Source organism: Streptomyces orinoci, from assembly GCF_003121295.1.
Taxonomy (GTDB): domain Bacteria; phylum Actinomycetota; class Actinomycetes; order Streptomycetales; family Streptomycetaceae; genus Streptomyces; species Streptomyces orinoci.
The window spans coordinates 442,563-461,082 of sequence record NZ_PHNC01000029.1; the positions used below are offsets into that span (position 1 = coordinate 442,563).

Annotated in this window: 14 protein-coding genes; 7 read left to right on the forward strand and 7 right to left on the reverse strand. The window is 70.6% G+C overall.

Annotated features, from left to right (window positions below; translation table 11 throughout):
* Positions 1-41 precede the first annotated feature (41 nt).
* Complete coding sequence (locus CV755_RS16810) at positions 42-2,051, reverse strand: glycosyltransferase family 2 protein (RefSeq protein ID WP_161968710.1); 2,010 nt, start codon at positions 2,049-2,051, stop codon at positions 42-44.
* A 214-nt stretch (positions 2,052-2,265) separates the two neighbouring features.
* Between CV755_RS16810 and CV755_RS16815 the strand changes: the two genes are divergently transcribed.
* From CV755_RS16815 to CV755_RS16825, 3 genes are read left to right on the forward strand one after another with little or no spacing between them, the layout of a single operon-like run.
* Positions 2,266-3,522, forward strand: coding sequence for an ABC transporter substrate-binding protein (locus tag CV755_RS16815; protein WP_193553418.1), 1,257 nt, complete (start codon positions 2,266-2,268; stop codon positions 3,520-3,522).
* On the forward strand, positions 3,523-4,440 hold the full coding sequence (locus tag CV755_RS16820) for a carbohydrate ABC transporter permease (RefSeq protein WP_109281047.1): 918 nt from the start codon (positions 3,523-3,525) through the stop codon (positions 4,438-4,440). It abuts the gene before it with no gap.
* 3 nt (positions 4,441-4,443) lie between these two features.
* Positions 4,444-5,280 (forward strand): carbohydrate ABC transporter permease, encoded by an 837-nt coding sequence (locus tag CV755_RS16825; RefSeq protein WP_109281048.1) that lies wholly within the window; start codon positions 4,444-4,446, stop codon positions 5,278-5,280.
* A gap of 151 nt (positions 5,281-5,431) precedes the next feature.
* Here the strand turns inward: CV755_RS16825 and CV755_RS16830 are convergent, their stop codons facing one another.
* The 4 genes from CV755_RS16830 to CV755_RS16845 all read right to left on the reverse strand — a co-directional run bounded on the left by CV755_RS16830 (position 5,432) and on the right by CV755_RS16845 (position 12,232).
* Entirely contained in the window at positions 5,432-6,460 is a 1,029-nt protein-coding gene (locus CV755_RS16830) for an ArsR/SmtB family transcription factor (RefSeq protein ID WP_109281918.1), read from the reverse strand.
* Between the two features lie 419 nt (positions 6,461-6,879).
* The gene (ppdK, locus tag CV755_RS16835) at positions 6,880-9,621 is read right to left on the reverse strand and encodes a pyruvate, phosphate dikinase (protein WP_109281049.1); all 2,742 of its coding nucleotides are present in this window, start codon (positions 9,619-9,621) and stop codon (positions 6,880-6,882) included.
* A gap of 403 nt (positions 9,622-10,024) precedes the next feature.
* The gene (dusB, locus tag CV755_RS16840) at positions 10,025-11,203 is read right to left on the reverse strand and encodes a tRNA dihydrouridine synthase DusB (RefSeq protein WP_109281050.1); all 1,179 of its coding nucleotides are present in this window, start codon (positions 11,201-11,203) and stop codon (positions 10,025-10,027) included.
* 51 nt (positions 11,204-11,254) lie between these two features.
* Positions 11,255-12,232: a helix-turn-helix transcriptional regulator gene (locus tag CV755_RS16845; protein ID WP_109281051.1), complete on the reverse strand. Its 978-nt coding sequence runs from the start codon at positions 12,230-12,232 to the stop codon at positions 11,255-11,257.
* A gap of 102 nt (positions 12,233-12,334) precedes the next feature.
* Here CV755_RS16845 and CV755_RS16850 point away from each other — a divergent pair, with 102 nt between their 5' ends.
* From CV755_RS16850 to CV755_RS16860, 3 genes are all read left to right on the forward strand, one after another.
* Positions 12,335-13,837 carry an MFS transporter gene (locus CV755_RS16850; RefSeq protein ID WP_109281052.1) on the forward strand — a complete coding sequence of 501 codons (1,503 nt, stop codon included), beginning with the start codon at positions 12,335-12,337 and terminating at the stop codon, positions 13,835-13,837.
* A 128-nt stretch (positions 13,838-13,965) separates the two neighbouring features.
* The gene (locus tag CV755_RS16855; RefSeq protein ID WP_109281053.1) at positions 13,966-14,967 is read left to right on the forward strand and encodes an aldo/keto reductase; all 1,002 of its coding nucleotides are present in this window, start codon (positions 13,966-13,968) and stop codon (positions 14,965-14,967) included.
* A 106-nt stretch (positions 14,968-15,073) separates the two neighbouring features.
* Entirely contained in the window at positions 15,074-15,655 is a 582-nt protein-coding gene (locus CV755_RS16860) for a TetR/AcrR family transcriptional regulator (RefSeq protein WP_109281054.1), read from the forward strand.
* Positions 15,656-15,902: 247 nt separating this feature from the next.
* Here the strand turns inward: CV755_RS16860 and CV755_RS16865 are convergent, their stop codons facing one another.
* The gene (locus CV755_RS16865) at positions 15,903-16,547 is read right to left on the reverse strand and encodes a response regulator (protein WP_109281055.1); all 645 of its coding nucleotides are present in this window, start codon (positions 16,545-16,547) and stop codon (positions 15,903-15,905) included.
* On the reverse strand, positions 16,535-17,794 hold the full coding sequence (locus CV755_RS16870; protein WP_109281919.1) for a sensor histidine kinase: 1,260 nt from the start codon (positions 17,792-17,794) through the stop codon (positions 16,535-16,537). The genes CV755_RS16865 and CV755_RS16870 overlap by 13 nt, the downstream gene beginning before the upstream one ends.
* 164 nt (positions 17,795-17,958) lie before the next feature.
* Here CV755_RS16870 and CV755_RS16875 point away from each other — a divergent pair, with 164 nt between their 5' ends.
* On the forward strand, positions 17,959-18,423 hold the full coding sequence (locus CV755_RS16875) for a hypothetical protein (protein ID WP_109281056.1): 465 nt from the start codon (positions 17,959-17,961) through the stop codon (positions 18,421-18,423).
* Positions 18,424-18,520 lie beyond the last annotated feature (97 nt).

The window sequence follows — 18,520 nt, forward strand, 5'->3', positions numbered from 1 at the left end:
CAGCTCCCCCCGCCCCCGATGGCGCCCCCTACGGACCCCGCTCACCCCCGACCCGCCAGCCTCCCCCGTACCGCCTTCAGCAGTTCCACCCGTCCCACCCTCAGGGTGAGCGCATCCTTGCCCGGTACCGGCTTGGCGTACCAGGGCATGCCCAGGCGCTGCCAGCGGGCCACCGCCAGGCCGGGCTGCGGGGGTACGGGTACGGACCATTCCGCGCCGGCGGCGGCCAGGCGCAGGGAGAGGCGCCACTCGCCCGCCGTGGTGCAGGGCAGCAGGGTGGTGAAGCTGCCGTCGTCGGATGCCTCGACCGGAGCGGTGAGTTCGGTGCCGTCGGGGCCGAGGGCCCGTACGGTCAGTGCCCCCGCGGGCCAGGAAGCCAGCGTACAGCGGCCGTTGACGGCCAGTGTGGCGGGCGCGTCCGGGGACCAGGCGGCACCGGTGACCTTCAGATGGGGCGGCACCCGGTGCCGGGTCTCGCCCAGGTCCAGGCTGAGGTTGCCATAGGGCTTGGTGGTGTAGAGCGCGACGGCGGTGCCGTCCCCGGTGACCAGGGTGGTGGTCCGGGTGCTGACGGTCTCGGCGCGGCGGCTGCCCAGGCGGGCTTCCTTGGTGATGCCCTGGGCGCCCACTGCCAGGGACAGATCCCACAGTCCGGCGGACAGCGACGCCGGCTCGATGGTGACCTCGAAACCGGCGGCGGAGTAGTCGAACTGGCCGCCGTCCTCCTCGGCGCCCAGGCCGGGGGTGGGTATCCGCCGTACCGGAAGCCGGAGTTCGGTGTCCGAGCCACGGCGGCGCAGGATCAGCTCGGTGCTGACCTCATCGGCCGCTGTGGCGGATATTCGGTGGATATAGGCGTGTCCGGTCAGGCGGAGGCCGCTGGGGGTGAGCTCGGCGGACTCCACCAGGTGGCGGGCGCGCAGCTCGGCGGTGATGTCGTAGCAGTCGTCGGGGAGGTTGAGGGTGGAGTCGCGGAAGTACGGATACTCGGCGTAGGCCCGGCCGTTCTCGGCCAGGATCTCCGGGCCGGAGGCGGTCGCGGACAGGGTGGTGATGCCATAGCTGGCGGCGCCCCGGTCCAGTTCCCAGCGGACCAGGGTGAGCAGTTCATCCAGCAGTCCGCGCCGGATCAGCTCACAGCGCAGCCGGACCACGGCGGGCAGCCGGGCGGCCAGGCCGTCGCCGTAGTGGGGGGCGATCAGATCACCCAGTTCGCGCAGGTATTTGTCCTGTACATCTCGGTGCGGCTCGCGGAACAACTGCAATACGGCATCGCGCAGTTCCACCGCATAGTGCCGGTGCAGCAGGATGTCGCGCCGCTCCCCCGCCGGGACCTTCGCCGCCACCAGCTCGGTCATCTTCCGGAAGAGATCGATCCGCATCCGGGTGCCATGCGGCTGGGCGGTGATGTTGTTGCCGTCCTCCCGGGCCACCCAGTACAGGCAGTCATAGTCGGCGACCACCGAGATCGATGCCGCCTCCAGATAGGCGGTGGCGGTGAAGGGCTGGTCCTCGCCGATGGACAGCCCGGTGTCGAAGCGCAGCCCCAGCCGGTCGATCAGCTCCCGGCGGAAGAGCTTCATGGGGTTGAGCGTCCAGTAGACCCGGGAGGCGAAGACATCGGTGGCCGGCTGGTTGCGGCCGAACATCGACGTCGGGGCCCGTCGGCCGCCCTCGCCGACGATCCGGCCCAGCACCACATCGGAGCCGTTGTCATCCGCCGCGGCCACCATCCGGGCCAGCGCCTCGGGGCCCAGATGGTCGTCGGCGTCCAGGAAGAAGACATGACGGCCGGTGGCCAGATCCAGGCCGCGGTTGCGCGGACCGGCCGGTCCGCCGGAGTTCGGCTGGTGGATCACCCGCATCAGCGGCGCCCCGGCCGCCAGACGGTCCAGCTCCCCGGCCGTGCCGTCGGTGGACCCGTCGTCCACCACGATCAGCTCGATCCGCTCCGCGCCCAGGGTCTGCTCCAGCACGGAGGTGACACTGCGGGTCACATACGGCATGGCGTTGTACGCGGCGATGATCACCGTGACATCCGGGCCGGGCATGGCGCACTCCGTTCCTGCGGTCCCAGGGTGGGTCGGTGTGGTGTCCGGGAACCCGGCACAGTTCATTTCAGGATATTACGAGCATCAGCCGGCGAACCCGAACCGATGTTTGTGATCGAGGGGGGTCCTGCCGGAATCCCCCTTCCCCGCCCCGGGTTGATCCGTACGATCACAGGCGACCGGAAACCGCCAACCCAGGCAAGGGGGCAGCGACATGCCGATCAACCGCAGAGGGCTTCTGACCGCCGGGGCCAGTATGGCCCTGCTGGCCGGATGCGGCTCCAACACCGGCCGGAACGAGGGAAGTTCCGCCCGTATCCCGCATCTCTCCCATTGGTACCACCAGTACGGCGAACCGGGCACCGAGAAGGCCGTACACCGCTACGCCGAGGCCTACCGCAAGGCCGACGTCCGGGTGCAGTGGCGCCCGGGCGGCAACTACGACCAGCAGACCGCCGCCGCACTGCTCACCGCCTCCGGGCCGGATGTCTTCGAGGTCAATGGCCCCACCCTGGACCAGATCCGGGGCGGCCAGGTGCTGGACCTCACCGATCTGATCAAGGACGTCCAGGGGGACTTCAACCAGGCGGTGCTGGCCCCCAAGATCCATGAGGGGCGGGTCTGGGGCATTCCCCAGGTCATCGACACCCAGCTGCTCTACTACCGCAAGAGCCTGCTGGACGCCGCGGGCGTACGGCCACCGGCGACCCTGGACGAACTGGTGGACGCGGCCCGCAGACTCACCGGCAAGAAGACCAAGGGGCTGTTCCTGGGCAATGACGGCGGGGGCGGGGCGCTGGCCGGAACCCCGCTGTACGCCGCCGGGCTCAGCCTGATCACCCCGGACGGCAAGGTGGGCTTTGACGACCCCGCCGCCGCCCGCGCCCTGGCCAAGCTCCGGCAGCTGTACACGGACAAGTCCCTGCTGCTGGGCGCCCCCAGCGACTGGGCCGATCCGGCCGCGTTCATCCAGGGGCTCACCGCCATGCAGTGGTCGGGTCTCTGGGCGCTGCCACAGATCAAAAAGGCGCTGGGCGACGACTTCGGGGTGCTGCCCTTCCCCGCCGACGGGCCGGGCGGCAGGCCCGCGGTGCCGGTGGGCGCCTATGCGGCGGCGATCAGCTCGCGCAGCGGAAACCATACGGCGGCCCGGGACTATGTGCGCTGGCTATGGGTCGAACGCACCGATTTCCAGACCGACTTCGCGCTCTCCTACGGCTTCCATATCCCCGCCCGCACCTCGCTGGCCGCCAAGGCCGACAAGCTCAAGGACGGTCCGGCCGCCGACGCCGTGCGCTTCACCAGCCAACACGGCTACGCCCAGCCGCTGTTGTGGACGGACGCCGGCCGGCTGGCCTACCAGGACGCGCTCAGCCGGATCATCAAGGACGGGGCCGACCCGGAGAGCCAGCTCAAGGCGGTGGTGCGCAGAACCCGGGCCGAGCTGGACCGCGTAGGGAAGAAGCCCTGAGTGCCCTCCGCCAGCCGCCGCCGGCGGCGCCACCATGCCCTGTGGTTCTGGGTGTTCACCGGGCCCTTTGTCGCCGGGCTGGTGCTGTTCACCTATGTCCCGCTGGGCTGGAGCGTCTTCCTCAGCTTCCATGACGCCCACAACACCGTCACCCCCAGCCACTTCACCGGGCTGGCCAACTACCGGCAGATCCTGGGCGATCCGGCCTTCCGCTCGTCGCTGGCCACCTTCGCCGTGTTCACCGCCTTTATCGTCCCGGCCACCTATGCGCTCTCCCTCGCCCTGGCGCTGGCGGTCAACCGGCTGCGCTTCGCACGGGCCTTCTTCCGCTCGGTGTTCTTCCTGCCCACCGCCTGCTCCTATGTGGTGGCCGCCCTGATCTGGAAGATGTCCCTGTTCAACGGGGTGCGCTTCGGGCTGGCCAATACGGTGCTGGGCTGGTTCGGCGCGGAACCGGTGGCCTGGCTGTCCACCACCCATCCGCCCTGGTACTGGCTGGTCATCGTGACCGTACGGCTCTGGCTGCAGACCGGGTTCTATATGATCCTTTTCCTGGCCGGACTCCAGCGCATCCCCGCCCGGCTCTATGAGGCAGCCGCGCTGGACGGCGCCCGGCCCGGCTGGCAGACCTTCCGCCACATCACCTTTCCCGCGCTGCGCAGTACCTCGGTGGCGGTGGTGCTGCTGCTGGTGATCAATGCCTTCCAGGCCTTCGACGAGTTCTTCAACCTGCTCTCCAACGCCCAGGGTTACCCGCCCTACGCCCGGCCGCCGCTGGTCCACCTCTACTACACGGCGCTCGGCCAGGGACAGGACCTGGGCCTGGGCAGCGCCGGGGCGGTGGTGCTGGCACTGATCATCGCGGTGGTGACGGTGGTGCAGGGGCGCTGGTTCGGACTGGGGCGCAAGGAGGAGTGAGCCATGCATGATGCACTGACCCGGCTGGGCCGGGCGCTGCGGCTGGTGCTGCTGACCGCACTGGCCGTGCTGTTCCTGATCCCCTTCTATCTGCTGCTGCGCAACGGCCTGGCCGACGAGGCGGATATCACCGCCCCCGACTGGACCTTCTTCCCCCACCGGCTGCACTGGTCCAACCTCCGGGAACTGTTCGACGATCCCGGGGTCCCGATGGCGCACGCGCTGTTGAACTCCACCCTGATCGCGGTGCTCACCACGGCCGGCACCCTGCTGCCGGCCTCACTGGCCGGCTATGGCCTGGCCCGTATCCCCTACCGGCACGCCAACGCGGTCTTCTACGCCATCCTGGGCACCCTGCTGGTCCCGGCGGCGGTCACCTTTGTCCCCTCCTTCGTCCTGGTCTCCTCGCTGGGCTGGGTCTCCAGCCTGCGCGGGCTGATTGTGCCCACCCTGTTCAGCGCCTTCGCCTGCTTTGTCTTCCGGCAGTACTTCCTGGGCTTTCCACGGGAGTTGGAGGACGCGGCGCAGGTGGACGGGCTGGGGTACTGGCGCACCTACTGGCGGGTGGTGGTGCCCAACTCGGCCCCGGTGTTCGCCGCGGTGGGCGTGATCGTCTTCATTGGCGCCTGGAACGCCTTCCTCTGGCCGCTGGTCATCGGGCAGGACCAGGACGCCTGGACGGTACAGGTGGCGCTGTCGGCGTTCACCACGGCGCAGACGGTCAATCTGCATGAGCTCTTTATCGCGGCGGCCGTCTCGATTCTGCCCTTGCTGTTGGTGTTTCTGCTGCTACAGCGCTACATCGTGGCGGGCGTAGAGCGTTCGGGCATCGACGACTGAGGGCTGCGGCAGCGCCCCAAGGGGCGCGGGGCGGCTGTACCATGCGGCTCCGCCGCGTGGGCGCGACCAGCCACCGAGCGCCCGCAGACGACGTACCGGACATCAAGCGGAGCTCTCTCTCCGCCGGGCGGAAACACCACTCCGCCCGGCGCTACATCGACGCCGATGCGGAGTGGCCCGGCAGCGAGGACTTCGTACGACGGCCCTGCGGGCCCCGGTGGCCGCCGCGCAGTAAGGCGGCGCCCAGCGGGGTCAGGGTGTGCATCACCGCGCTGCCATGGCGCAGGGTCAGCACCAGTCCCGCCTCGCGCAGCACCCCCGCGTGCTGGCTGGCGGAGGCGGCCGACACCCCTACCCGGCGGGCGAGTTCACTGGTGGTGCAGCCGCCGCCGATGGAGCCCAGCACCGCCGAGCGGGTCTGCCCCACCAGCTTGCCCAGCGAGCGCGGGGCCTCCTGCACCACCGGGGCCGACTCCGAGGTGTGCCTGGCCGGATAGACCAGCACCGGGGTGAGTTCGGGGTTCTGCAGCGCCACCGGGTTGCCCCGGCAGAAGAAGGAGGGGACCAGCAGCAGGCCGCGGCCGTTGAGGTAGAGATCGCGGTCCACCGGGTAGTCGGCCTCCAGCACCGGCGCGTTCCAGCGCATGGTGGGCGGCAGCGAGGACAGCAGCGCGTCCGCCCCGCCGTCCAGCAGGGCCCGTCCCCGTACCGCGCGGTCCGCCTCTATCTGCGCCTGGATATGCGGCCAGTAAGGGGCTATGGCCGCCTCGTGGTAGGCCAGCAGCGCGCCGATCAGCTTGCCGAAGGCGCGGGCGTCGCCCTCGGCCAGCGATCGTATCCAAGCGGGCAGCGTACGCACCGTGGACAGCCGGCCCAGCTCCTGGTGCACCCGGCCGGGCGGGGTGGCCCGCAGCGCGGCCACCCCGGCCTGAAGTCCATGCACGCCTTCGGGCGGAGTCAGGAAGTCCGGGAAATAACCACGAGGCGGAACCAGCGGCGCCAGCAGCCGCGTTTCACTATTCAACCGAGTACGGGTTTCGGAGCGCCAATCGCCGAAGATCGACTCCCCTTGTTTGTCCCGCAGTCGATGCAGACTCAATACGGTTTCCCAGAGCACGTCCGGGTCTCCGGCCAGTCGCAACCGGGCCAGATCGAGTCCAGTGAAATGGACACGCAGCACCAAACCCCCACATGAGACATCCGCCGTCACCCCCCGCCCACTGAGTATGCACACCGATACGTGCTGTTACCACGCCCTTTTGGCCACAGTTGAAAGGACTCGCGGCGAACACCCCCCAAGCGAAATCCTATTCAGGCACTCAGGGCCGCCCGGGCTCGTTCCCGTGGGGGGTGGCGAGCGGAAAAGCGGCCGCTGAGTATGCGAGTTGCCGCCCGAGCCGATGCGGGCGGCAACAACTCCCGGTGGGGGAGTAATGAGGGGCGGCGCTCCCGCACGGGCGCCGCCCCTTCGCCGGTTTCCCGGCGCCGGAGCCGCCCTCGGGGCTGAGGGTTGAGGTCCCCTCGGGACGGCTTCGGTGACTGTTGTGTGGAACTTGTGTTACGCGAGGGTTACCGGCCCCCGACGCAACGGCCCTCGCCTCAGCGGCTGTCGCTTCCGTTGGCCAGCGCGGCCGCCCGGCCCGCCTCCAGCCGCGCCACCGGGACGCGGAACGGGGAGCAGGAGACGTAGTCCAGGCCCACCTCATGGAAGAAGTGCACCGACTCCGGGTCGCCGCCGTGCTCGCCGCAGACGCCCAGCTTGAGGTCGGGCCGGGTGGCCCGGCCGGCCTCGGCGGCAGCCCGCACCAGCGAGCCCACGCCGTCCCGGTCGATGGTCTCGAAGGGGCTGACCCCGAAGATGCCCTTCTCCAGGTAGGCGGTGAAGAAGCTGGCCTCCACATCGTCCCTGGAGAAGCCCCAGACGGTCTGGGTGAGGTCATTGGTGCCGAAGGAGAAGAACTCGGCGGCCTCGGCGATCTGACCGGCCGTCAGAGCGGCCCGGGGCAGCTCGATCATGGTGCCCAGGGTCAGGCCCAGCCGGACGCCACTGGCCTGCTCGACCTCGGCGATGACCCGCTCCGCCTCCTCGCGGACGATCTCCAGCTCCTGGACCGTGCCCACCAGCGGGATCATGATCTCCGCACGCGGGTCGCCCTTGGCGTTGCGGCGCTCGGCGGCGGCCTCGGCGATGGCCCGTACCTGCATGGCGAACAGGCCGGGGATCACCAGGCCGAGACGCACCCCGCGCAGACCCAGCATCGGGTTCTGCTCATGCAGCTTGTGCACCGCCTGGAGCAGCCGCAGATCGTTCTCATGCGGTTCCTGGCGGGCCTCGGCCAGCGCCACCCGCACCGACAACTCGGTGATGTCGGGCAGGAATTCATGCAGCGGCGGGTCCAGCAGGCGGACGGTGACCGGCAGTCCGTCCATGGCCTCGAAGAGCTCCACGAAGTCGGCCTTCTGCAGCGGCAGCAGGGCACCCAGTGCCTGCTCCCGCTCGCTCTCGGTGTCGGCCAGGATCAGCCGCTCCACCAACTCCCGCCGCTCGCCCAGGAACATGTGCTCGGTGCGGCACAGACCGATGCCCTGGGCGCCGAACCGGCGGGCACGGGAGGCGTCTTCGGCGTTGTCGGCGTTGGCCCGTACCCGCAGCCGGCGCATCTGGTCGGCGAAGGCCATCATCCGGTGCACCGACTGCACCAGATCGTCGCCCGCCGCGGCAGCGGCCTCATGAGACACAGCATCGGCACCGGCGTGCATCCGGCCCTCGAAGTACTCCACCACCGGGGACGGGACCACCGGGACCTCGCCCAGGTAGACCTTGCCGGAGGAGCCGTCGATGGAGATGACGTCGCCCTCCTCGATCACCGTGCCGTCCGGGGCCACCATCCGGCGGCGCTTGGTGTCCACATCCAGTTCCTCGGCGCCGCAGACACAGGTCTTGCCCATGCCGCGGGCCACCACGGCGGCGTGCGAGGTCTTGCCGCCCCGGGAGGTGAGAATGCCCTCGGCGGCGATCATGCCATTGAGGTCATCGGGGTTGGTCTCCCGGCGGACCAGGATGACCTTCTCGCCCGAACGGGACCACTTGACGGCGGTGTAGGAGTCGAAGACCGCCTTGCCCACCGCGGCGCCCGGGGAGGCGGCAATGCCCCGGCCCAGCAGCTCCGTTGTGGCCTTCTCGTCGAAGCGGGGGAACATCAGCTGGGCCAGCTGGGCGCCGGTCACCCGCTGGAGCGCCTCGGCCTCACTGATCAGGCCCTGGTCCACCAGCTGGGTGGCGATGCGGAAGGCGGCACCGGCGGTGCGCTTGCCCACCCGGGTCTGCAGCATCCACAACTTGCCGCGCTCAATGGTGAATTCGATGTCGCACAGATCGCGGTAGTGCGTCTCCAGCGTCTCCATGATCTGCATCAGCTGGTCGTAGGACGCCTTGTCCAGCGCCTCCAGCTCGGCCAGCGGAACGGTGTTGCGGATGCCCGCCACCACATCCTCGCCCTGGGCGTTCTGCAGGTAGTCGCCGTAGACGCCCTGGTGGCCGCTGGCCGGGTCGCGGGTGAAGGCGACGCCGGTGCCGGAGTCCGGGCCCAGGTTGCCGAAGACCATGGAGCAGATGTTGACGGCGGTGCCCAGGTCACCGGGGATGCGCTCCTGGCGGCGGTAGAGCTTGGCGCGCTCGCCGTTCCAGGAGTCGAAGACCGCCCTTATCGCCAGGTCCATCTGCTCCCGGGGGTCCTGCGGGAAGTCCCGGCCGGTCTCCCGGGCCACGATCTCCTTGAACTCCCCGACCAGAGTGCGCAGATCGGCGGCGTCCAGCTCCACATCGGTGGTGACGCCCTTGGCGCGCTTGGCCTCCTCCAGGGCCTCCTCGAAGAGTTCGCCGTCCACGCCCAGCACGGTCTTGCCGAACATCTGGATGAGGCGGCGGTAGGAGTCCCAGGCGAAGCGCTCGTCACCGGCCTGGGCGGCCAGCCCGGCCACCGAGGCGTCGGAGAGGCCGATGTTGAGGACGGTGTCCATCATCCCGGGCATGGAGAACTTGGCGCCCGAGCGGACCGAGACCAGCAGCGGGTCGTCGGCCTGGCCGAGCTTCTTGCCCATCCGCCGCTCCAGCGCGTCGAGGTGCCCGGAGACCTCGTCGCGCAGGGCCGGGGGCTCCTGGCCCTCGGCGAGGTAGACCTTGCACGCCTCGGTGGTGATGGTGAAGCCCGGAGGGACGGGCAGACCGAGGTTGGTCATCTCGGCGAGATTGGCGCCTTTTCCACCGAGAAGGTCCTTGAGGTCCTTATTGCCCTCGGTGAAGTCGTAGACGAACTTCTGGCGATCTTCGTTTACCGGCACGGGACTCGACTCCTCACTGGGGCCTCCCGGACGCAGGTGGGGAGGGCTGCCCTGACGGCGGGGAGCGTACCCAGATCGAAGGCTTCTGAGGAGGTCCACTCCATCGTCATGGGGCCTTAACCGCCCGTCTGCCAACAGATCGAAAGTCTTCGACCGGGCAGGGCCCTGAACAGGGGTCGTTCATTTCTTGTACACATGATCACCGGGCTCGACCGGACGATCACTCAGGGTCGATAAATCGGCACCTTCGTCGCCATCTTGTGAACACAAGAAGGGTGGCACCCAGTGCCACCCTTTGGAAGGTGGACCCCCCTGGAAAGCGCTCATCTGAGCACACCTTCTATCAGAGGTGGCGAGAATCACGCCCCGGGGGGTCCCCCGAACGGCCCATTCCGGGCGCCGCTCAGCCCCCGGAAGTGTCCAGCTCCGCATCGGCGCTCACCGCCGCACAGTCATAGGGATCGTCCAGCCAACCGTCCGGCAGGACCACCCGGTTACGGCCCGAGGTGCGCCCGCGCGGGCCATCGGCACCCGCCGGCCAGGGCTGGTCCAGATCGAGCTCGCTCAAAAGAGCGTCCAGCTCGGCCAGCGAGGAGGCGACGGCCAGCTTTTTGCGCGCCTCGGAGCCCACCGAGAAGCCCTTGGTGTACCAGGCGACATGCTTACGGAAGTCGATGACGCCGCGCTCCTCGCTCTCCAGCCACTGGCCCAGCAGCTCGGCATGGCGCAGCATCACCCGGGCCACCTCGCGCAGGGTGGGCGCGGCGGGGCCGGTGCCGGTGCCGTCCGGCTGCTCCGGCGCGAAGGCGGCCACCAGATCCCCGAACAGCCAGGGCCGGCCCAGGCAGCCGCGGCCGACCACCACTCCGTCACAGCCGGTCTCGCGCATCATCCGCACCGCATCCTCGGCCGACCAGATATCGCCGTTTCCGAGCACCGGGATCTCCGGGACGGTCTCCTTGAGGCGGGCGATGGCCTCCCAGTCGGCGGTGCCGCCGTAGTGCTGGGCGGCGGTGCGGCCATGCAGCGCGATGGCGGTGACGCCCTCCTCCACCGCGATCCGGCCGGCGTCCAGATAGGTGAGGTGCTCGTCGTCGATGCCCTTGCGCATCTTCATGGTCACCGGCAGCTGCCCGGCGTTGCCCACCGCCTCGCGCAGGATGGAGCGCAGCAGATTCCGCTTGTAGGGCAGGGCGGAGCCGCCGCCCTTGCGAGTGACCTTGGGGACGGGGCAGCCGAAGTTGAGGTCGATATGGTCGGCCAGATCCTCGTCCACGATCATGCGGACGGCCTTGCCCACGGTGACCGGATCGACGCCATAGAGCTGGATGGAGCGCGGCTTCTCGGTGTCATCGAAGTGGATCAGCCGCATGGTCTTGGCATCCCGCTCCACCAGCGCCCGGGTGGTGATCATCTCGCTGACGAACAGCCCCTTGCCGCCGGAGAACTCCCGGCACAGCGTGCGGAAGGGGGCGTTGGTGATGCCCGCCATGGGCGCCAGCACCACCGGCGGCTGCACCGAGTGCGGACCGATCCTCAGCTGGGCGGGCTGCGTCGGCTGCGTGATGCTCGGCTGCTTCATCAAGGGGCTTCCTCGGTCATACGGACGGGAGGGACGACCCTCAATTGTCCCTCATCCGGCGGAGGCGGCGGCCGGGCGGCGGCTCAGGGCCAGCCGGTGCAGCCGCTCCAGCCGCTCGCGGCTCTCCTCGTCCACCGGGGTGTAGGTGCTCAGCCGGGAGCCGGGGTTGGGGCCCAGCCACAGGCTGCTGTGGCAGACCCGTATCAGGCCGATCTCGGGGTGCTGGAAGGCCTTGGTGCGGTTGCCGACATCATTGACGACCTCATGCCGCGCCCAGATCTCCCGGAACTCCGGAGAGGCCTCGTGCAGCCGCTTGACCAGGCACTTCCAGGCGGGCTCCGCCACATGCTCGGCCATCGCGGCCCGGAACCTGGCGGTCATCAGCCGGATGGTCTCCTCGCGCTGCACTATCCGGGCCCGCCACTCGGCGTTGGTGAAGGTCAGCCAGAGGCAGTTGCGGTCGGCGGCGGGCAGGGCGTCCAGGTCACAGAGCAGCTGTCCGTAGGAGCGGTTGTAGGCCAGGATGTCGTAGCGGGAGTTCTGCACACAGGCGGGGAAGGGCTCCAGCTGCTCCAGCATCTGCAGCAGCGCCTCGGGCACCCCGGTGCAGGCGGTGTCCGGCATCGGGTCGGCCACATTGGCCAGGGCGAAGAGGTGGGAACGCTCGCCGCGGTCGAGCATCAGCGCCCTGGCCACCGAATCCAGCACCTGCACGGAGGCCTGTATGTCACGGGCCTGCTCCATCCACGTGTACCAGGTGACCCCCACGGCGGCGAGCTGGGCGACCTCCTCCCGGCGCAGGCCGGGGGTGCGGCGCCGGGCGCCGCGCGGCAGACCGACCTGCTCCGGCGTTATCCGCTCACGGCGGCTGCGCAGGAAGGCGGCGAGCTCGCTGCGGCGGATGCTGTCGGCGGCCTCGCCGCTCATGCCGGAGGGGGCGGACGGGGCGTCCGCGGCGGTGCGGGCGGTGCCGGATCGGCCGGAGAGCCCGGTGAAGGCGGCCGAAGCTTCGGGGGCCATGGTGGTCATGTCTCCAAGGGTGCGGGACGGTTCAGCGGGTTGCCAGGTAGTGCTGGTACCAGGATAAAGAGACTCTGGTACCAGGCTGTGGGGAGCGGGATCGTCGTACCCGTGAGCGAAATCCGTACCGCCTCCGCGCCCGCGCCGGCCCCCGCCCCGCAACGGGTGGGCCCCCGGTCCGCCGACCGTTCCCCCGCTTCCTCCGCATCCCCCGCGTCCGCCGCCTCCCCCGCTCCGGCGCTGAGCGCGCTGGGTCTGCTGACCGTGCTGCTCGGCGCCGCGCTGCCGATGCTGGACGCCTTTATCGTCAATGTCGCCCTGCCCACCATCGACCACGACCTGGACGCCGGCCCGGCGCTGCTGGAGATGGTGGTCGGCGGCTATGGCGTCGCCTATGCGGTGCTGCTGGTGCTGGGCGGCCGCCTCGGTGACATGCTCGGCCGCCGACGGCTGTTCCTGTGGGGCACGGCCGCCTTCGGCCTCACCTCGGTGGCCTGCGGCCTGGCGCCGGACGCCTGGACCCTGGTGGCCGCCCGGGTGGCCCAGGGCGCGGCCTCGGCCCTGATGATGCCCCAGGTGCTGGCCACCATCCAGGCCACCACCAGCGGGGCCAAGCGGGTCCGCGCCATGAGCTACTACAGCTCCACCGCCGGGGTGGCCAGCGCGCTCGGCCAGGTGCTGGGCGGAGTGCTGGTCTCGCTGGACATAGCGGGCACCGGCTGGCGGTCCATCTTCCTGGTCAACGCCCCGGTGGCGGTGGCCGCCCTGCTGCTGGCGCTGCGCACGGTGCCCGAGACGCGCTCCGAGCAGCCGACCCGGGTGGACGGCCCGGGCACGGCGCTGCTCTCGCTGACCCTGGTGTCGCTGCTGCTGCCGCTGACCGAGGGCCGGGCCACCGGCTGGCCGCTGTGGTCCTGGCTGCTGCTGGCGCTCTTCCCGGTGGCCACGGTGAGCTTTGTGGTGGTCGAGCGGCGGGCCGAGCGCCTGGGGCGCACTCCCCTGGTGCCGCCCTCGCTGCTGCGGATCCCCTCGATGCGCAGCGGGCTGCTGGTGCTGGTCCCGTTCTGCCTGGGCTGGGGCGGCTTTATGTTCATGATGGCGGTGGCCTTGCAGGAGGGGCTGCGGCTGGGCCCGATGGCGGCGGGGCTGGCGCTGGTGCCACTGTGCGCGGCGTTCTTCGCCGCCTCGATGGCCGGTCCGCGCCTGGCGGCCCGTCATGGCCGGCGGGTGGTGACGGCCGGGGCGCTGCTGCAGGCGATCGGCCTGCTGGCCGGGATAGCCACCTTCCACTGGGGCTGGGACGGGCTGAACGCCTGGGGCCTCGCGCCCGCGCTCACCATCCAGGGTCTGGGCCAGGGCCTGCTGTTCCCGCTGACCATGCGGACCATGCTGAGCGAGGTGCCGGTCGCCCAGGCCGGTGTCGGCGGCGGGGTCACGGTCACCGCCCAGCAGTCCTTTATGGCCCTGGGTGTGGCCACGCTGGGCACTCTCTTCCTCTCACTGGCCTCCTCGGCGGGGATGGCCGACGCCCTGACGGCCACGCTCGGCGTGCAGCTGGCGGCCTCGGCGGCCACGGTGGGGCTGAGCTTGCGGCTGCCGCGCCGGATGCGGTGAGGGGCTGTGGCGAGGGGCCGTCGTCCGCGGTTCGCCCTATGGGCTGACAGATATTGAAATCTGTCAGCCCATAGGGCACGCTGGAGGCACCGCACCGTATCCATGTCCCGAGCCTCCGAGGAGTCCCCGTGCAGCAGCGCACTCTTGGCACCACCGGCCCCCAGGTCTCCGCCCTCGGCCTGGGCTGCATGGGCATGTCCGCCCTCTACGGTCACGCCGACCGCGGCGAGTCCATCGCCACCATCCATGCCGCCCTGGACGCCGGCATCACCCTGCTGGACACCGGCGACTTCTACGGCATGGGCCACAACGAAATGCTGATCGGCGAGGCCCTGCGCAGCGCGGGCGCCAACCGGGAAAAGGCGCTCCTCAGCGTCAAGTTCGGCGCCCTGCGCGGCCCGGACGGCGGCTGGTTGGGCTATGACGGCCGCCCCGCCGCGGTGAAGAACTTCGCCGCCTACTCCCTGCAGCGCCTGGGCACCGACCACATCGACGTCTACCGCATCGCCCGGCTCGACCCGGCCGTGCCCATCGAGGAGACGGTGGGTGCCATCGCCGAGCTGGTCCAGGCCGGGTACGTCCGCCATATCGGCCTCTCCGAGGTGGGCGCGGAGACCATCCGCCGGGCGGCCGCCGTGGCCCCCATCACCGATCTGCAGATCGAGTACTCACTGATCACCCGGGGCATCGAGGAGCAGATCCTGCCCGTCTGCCGGGAGCTGGGCATCGGCATCACCGCCTATGGGGTGCTCTCCCGTGGCCTGATCAGCGGACACTGGAGCCGTGAGGCGCGGCCCGCCCCCGATGACTTCCGGACGCTGAGCCCGCGCTTCAGCGGTGCCAACCTTGAGCACAACCTCGATCTGGTGGATGCCCTGCGCAAGATCGCCGAGGCCAAGGGGGTCAGCGTGGCGCAGATCGCCATCGCCCGGGTCCTGGCCCGGGGCGAGGACATCGTGCCGCTGGTCGGCGCCCGCCGCCGGGACCGGCTGACCGAGGCGCTGGGCGCGCTGGAGGTCACCCTCAGCGCGGCGGACCTCTCCGCCATCGAGAAGGCGGTGCCTCCGGGGGCGGCGGCCGGTGAGCGCTATCCCGCCGCGCAGATGTCCAGCCTGGACAGCGAGCGGTGACCGGGTGAGTGGGCGCCCTCTCGGGTCCGGGCCCATCGGCGGGTACGGTCCCTTGGAGGAGCCGCCCACGTACGCCCGCCGAGCAGGAAAGGACCAGCGCAGCGCCATGCCGCCCGAGACTCTCACCCCCCAGCGCATTCTTGAGGCCACCGAGGAGGTGCTGCGCCGCTTCGGCCCGGCGAAGGCCACGGTGGTCGATGTGGCGCGGGCGCTGGGCGTCAGCCATGGCAGTGTCTACCGGCACTTCGGCAGCAAGGCGGCGCTGCGGGAGGCTGTCACCGACAGGTGGCTGGACCAGTCGCACACCCGGCTGTCCGCCATCGCCGGTGCGGAGGGCCCGGCCGGGCCCCGGCTGCGGGAGTGGCTCGGCGCCGTGTTCGCCGCGAAGCGGCGCAAGGCTGGTGAGGATCCTGAGCTGTTCGCCACTTATCTGGTGCTGGCGGCGGAGAACAGTGCGACGGTGGAGCGGCATATTGCGGTAATGCTGGGGCAGCTTGCCGGGATTGTCCAAAGTGGGGTAGAGCGGGGAGAGTTCGCCTCGGCTGACCCCATGACCACCGCTCGCGCGGTGTGGGATGCGACGGTTCGCTTCCATGACCCCGCTCATGCGGCGGAGTGGGGGCGCGCCGGGATCGACGCGGCCTTTGACGAGGTGTGCGAGCTGATCCTTCGGGGTTTGCGGGTCTGAGGGTGCGTTCGCTTTGTCCGCGGGTTGAGTTCGGCTGATCGCGGGTTCCTCGCGCACCCGCCGCGTTGTGGGCAGTCGTTCCGCAGGGCGATGGGGGTGCCCCCGCGCCGTTCAGGCGTGGGGGAGGGTGGGCACAACGCGACCACCGGGCCGCACCCGGCGACGAAAGCAGCGTTCATTGCCGGGTGCGGGCCGTGGGTGGCTGATCGCGCAGTTCCCCGCGCCCCTGACGGGCGCGCCCGTGCCGCTAGGCGACGCCGAGGAAGCGGAGTACGGCCAGGACGCGGCGGTGGTCCGCATCCGCCTTGGGGAGGTCCAGCTTCGCCAGAATGCTGTTGATGTGCTTGGCCACCGCACTCTCACTCACCACCAGCCGCTCCGCGATCCCCGCATTGGAGCGGCCCTCCGCCATCAGCTCCAGTACCTCCCGCTCCCGCGCGGTGAGCCGTTCCAGCGGGTCGCTGTGCCGGCGCACCAGCAACTGGGAAACCACCTGCGGGTCCAGAGCCGTACCCCCGGCGGCCACCCGGCGCAGCACCTCGATGAACTCCTCGACGTCCGCGACCCGTTGCTTGAGCAGATAGCCCACCCCCCGGGTGTCACCGGTCAGCAGATCGGTGGCGTACCGCTCCTCCACAAACTGGGACAGCAGCAGCACCGCCGTGTCCGGCCACTGCCGCCGGATGAGCAGTGCGGCCCGTACCCCCTCGTCGGCGAAGCCCGGCGGCATCCGCACATCGCTGACCACCAGGTCGGGCCGGTGTTCCTCAACCGCCGTCAACAGGCCCTGGGAATCGCCCGTTTCGGCCGCCACCTCGAAGCCGGCGGCTTCCAGGACCTTCACCAGCCCCACCCTCAGCAGTACGGAATCCTCGGCGATCACGGCGCGCACGGCAGCTCCACAGTCACAACGGTCGGGCCCCCCACGGGGCTGCTGATCGAGAAGGTGCCGTCCACCGAGGCGACGCGCTTGGTCAGCCCGGCGAGTCCGGTGCCGCCCGACGGGTCGGCGCCGCCGACTCCGTCGTCGGAGACGACGACCAGCAGTATCCCCCCGAACCGTTCCACGGTGACCTCCGCCCTGGACGCCTGGGCATGCTTGACCACATTGGCCAGCGCCTCGGAGACCACGAAGTAGGCGACCGCCTCCACCGCCGGGGCGGGCCGGGACGCCATGTCCACCCGGACCCGCACCGGCAGCGGCGCCCGCTCGGCCAGGCCGGACAGCGCCGCGTCCAGCCCCCGGTCCTCCAGCACCGCCGGGTGCAGGCCGCGTACCAGGTTGCTCAGTTCCTCGATGGCCTCCTTGGCCTCCCGGTGCGCCTCGTCGATCACCTTGCGGGCGTCCGGCGGCAGATCGGTCAGCGTGGCCTTGGCCAGGCCCAGGTTGACGGCCATGGACACCAGCCGTTGCTGGGCGCCGTCATGCAAGTCCCGCTCGATCCGGCGGCGTTCGGCGTCCGCCGCGTCCACCACCGCGGCCCGGCTCTCGGTGACCTCCGCCACCCGCCGGGTCAACTGCTCGGCGCGGCTGGGGCCCAGGCGGCCGGCCGCAGCGCGGGTGTCCAGCCGGGCCAGGGCGGTGGACAGCCAGGCGGCCAGATACAGACCGCACACCCCGAGCGCGGTGACATACCCGGCCTGTACGGCATAGCGGGCGAACTTCAGCCGTTCCTCGACCGGTACGGCCCACATCCAGACGTAGATGGTGGTCGCCCACAGCGAGGCGGCCCACAGCAGCAGAACGCCCACCGCGGCCAGTGCGCACAGCGGCCCGGCCACCAGGTGGTAGGCCACCTGCCGCCAAACCGCCTCGCCACGCAGCCAGTTGGCCGCCCGCTCACGGCGGGAGGCACCCGGGGTGCGCGACAGACGCGGGATCTCCACCCCCAGCCGCGCCCGGAAGCGGGCCCGCTGCGCCGCGGTGAGCAGCGGCGCCGCCGCCACCAGCGCGGCCAGCGGCAGGAACACCGCGAGCAGCACGCTCAGCACCCGGGTGGGCCCGCCGGGCAGCCAGGGCAGCGCCAGGACCAGCAGCGCGCCGATCTGCACCAGGATGCCGGTGGCATGGAAGGCGACGGCGCGCCCGGCGTTTTCAAAGGGGCGCAGCAGGGGCCGCAAGGGCGTGGGAATGTGCATGGACACAAGGTAGGTCCGCAGGTCAGCCCGGACCATCTCGCTGCCGCCCGGCTCGGGGGTATAGCCAGTGCCACCCCAGGACGGACATCCGCGCTACCGACTTCCGTCCCGCGCCCGGCGATGCTGAGGGTGCCCGATCAGCCCGTCCCGCCGAGGAGCCTTCGATGTCCGTCGTCCATATCCCGCGCCGCGTCCAGGAGTTCGGTCACGGTCAGGAACTGGCCGAGGTCATCCCGCTGCACGGCGAGGTCCGGCCGGCCCGCGCCCGGCGCCCCTGGCTGGGGTATCTGCTGCTGGGCAGCGGGCTGCTTCTGCTGCCCTGGCTGTCGCTGCTGGCGGCGGGCCTGACCGGCCCGGCGAACACCCCGGAGGCCTGGGTGGGCCTGGACCTCCTGGAGGCCCTGGCCCTGGTCACCACCGGCCTGTTGATCATCCACCGGGACCCCCGCCAGATCCTGGCGGCCGCCGCGACGGCCCCGCTGCTGGTGGTGGACGCCTGGTTCGACGTGGTGACGGCGGCGCCGGGCACGGACCTGATCTCGGCCGTGGTACTGGCCTGTTGCGCGGAACTGCCGATGGCGGCGGTGTGCGGGGCGGTGGCGGTACGGGGGTTCGCGCGGCGGGGGTGAGTGTCAGTGGGTGTGAGTGTGAGTGGGTGTGAGTGTCGGTGCCGGCCGGTATATGCACCAAGGGCCCCGGCCCCGCCGCAAAAGCGGCGGAACCGGG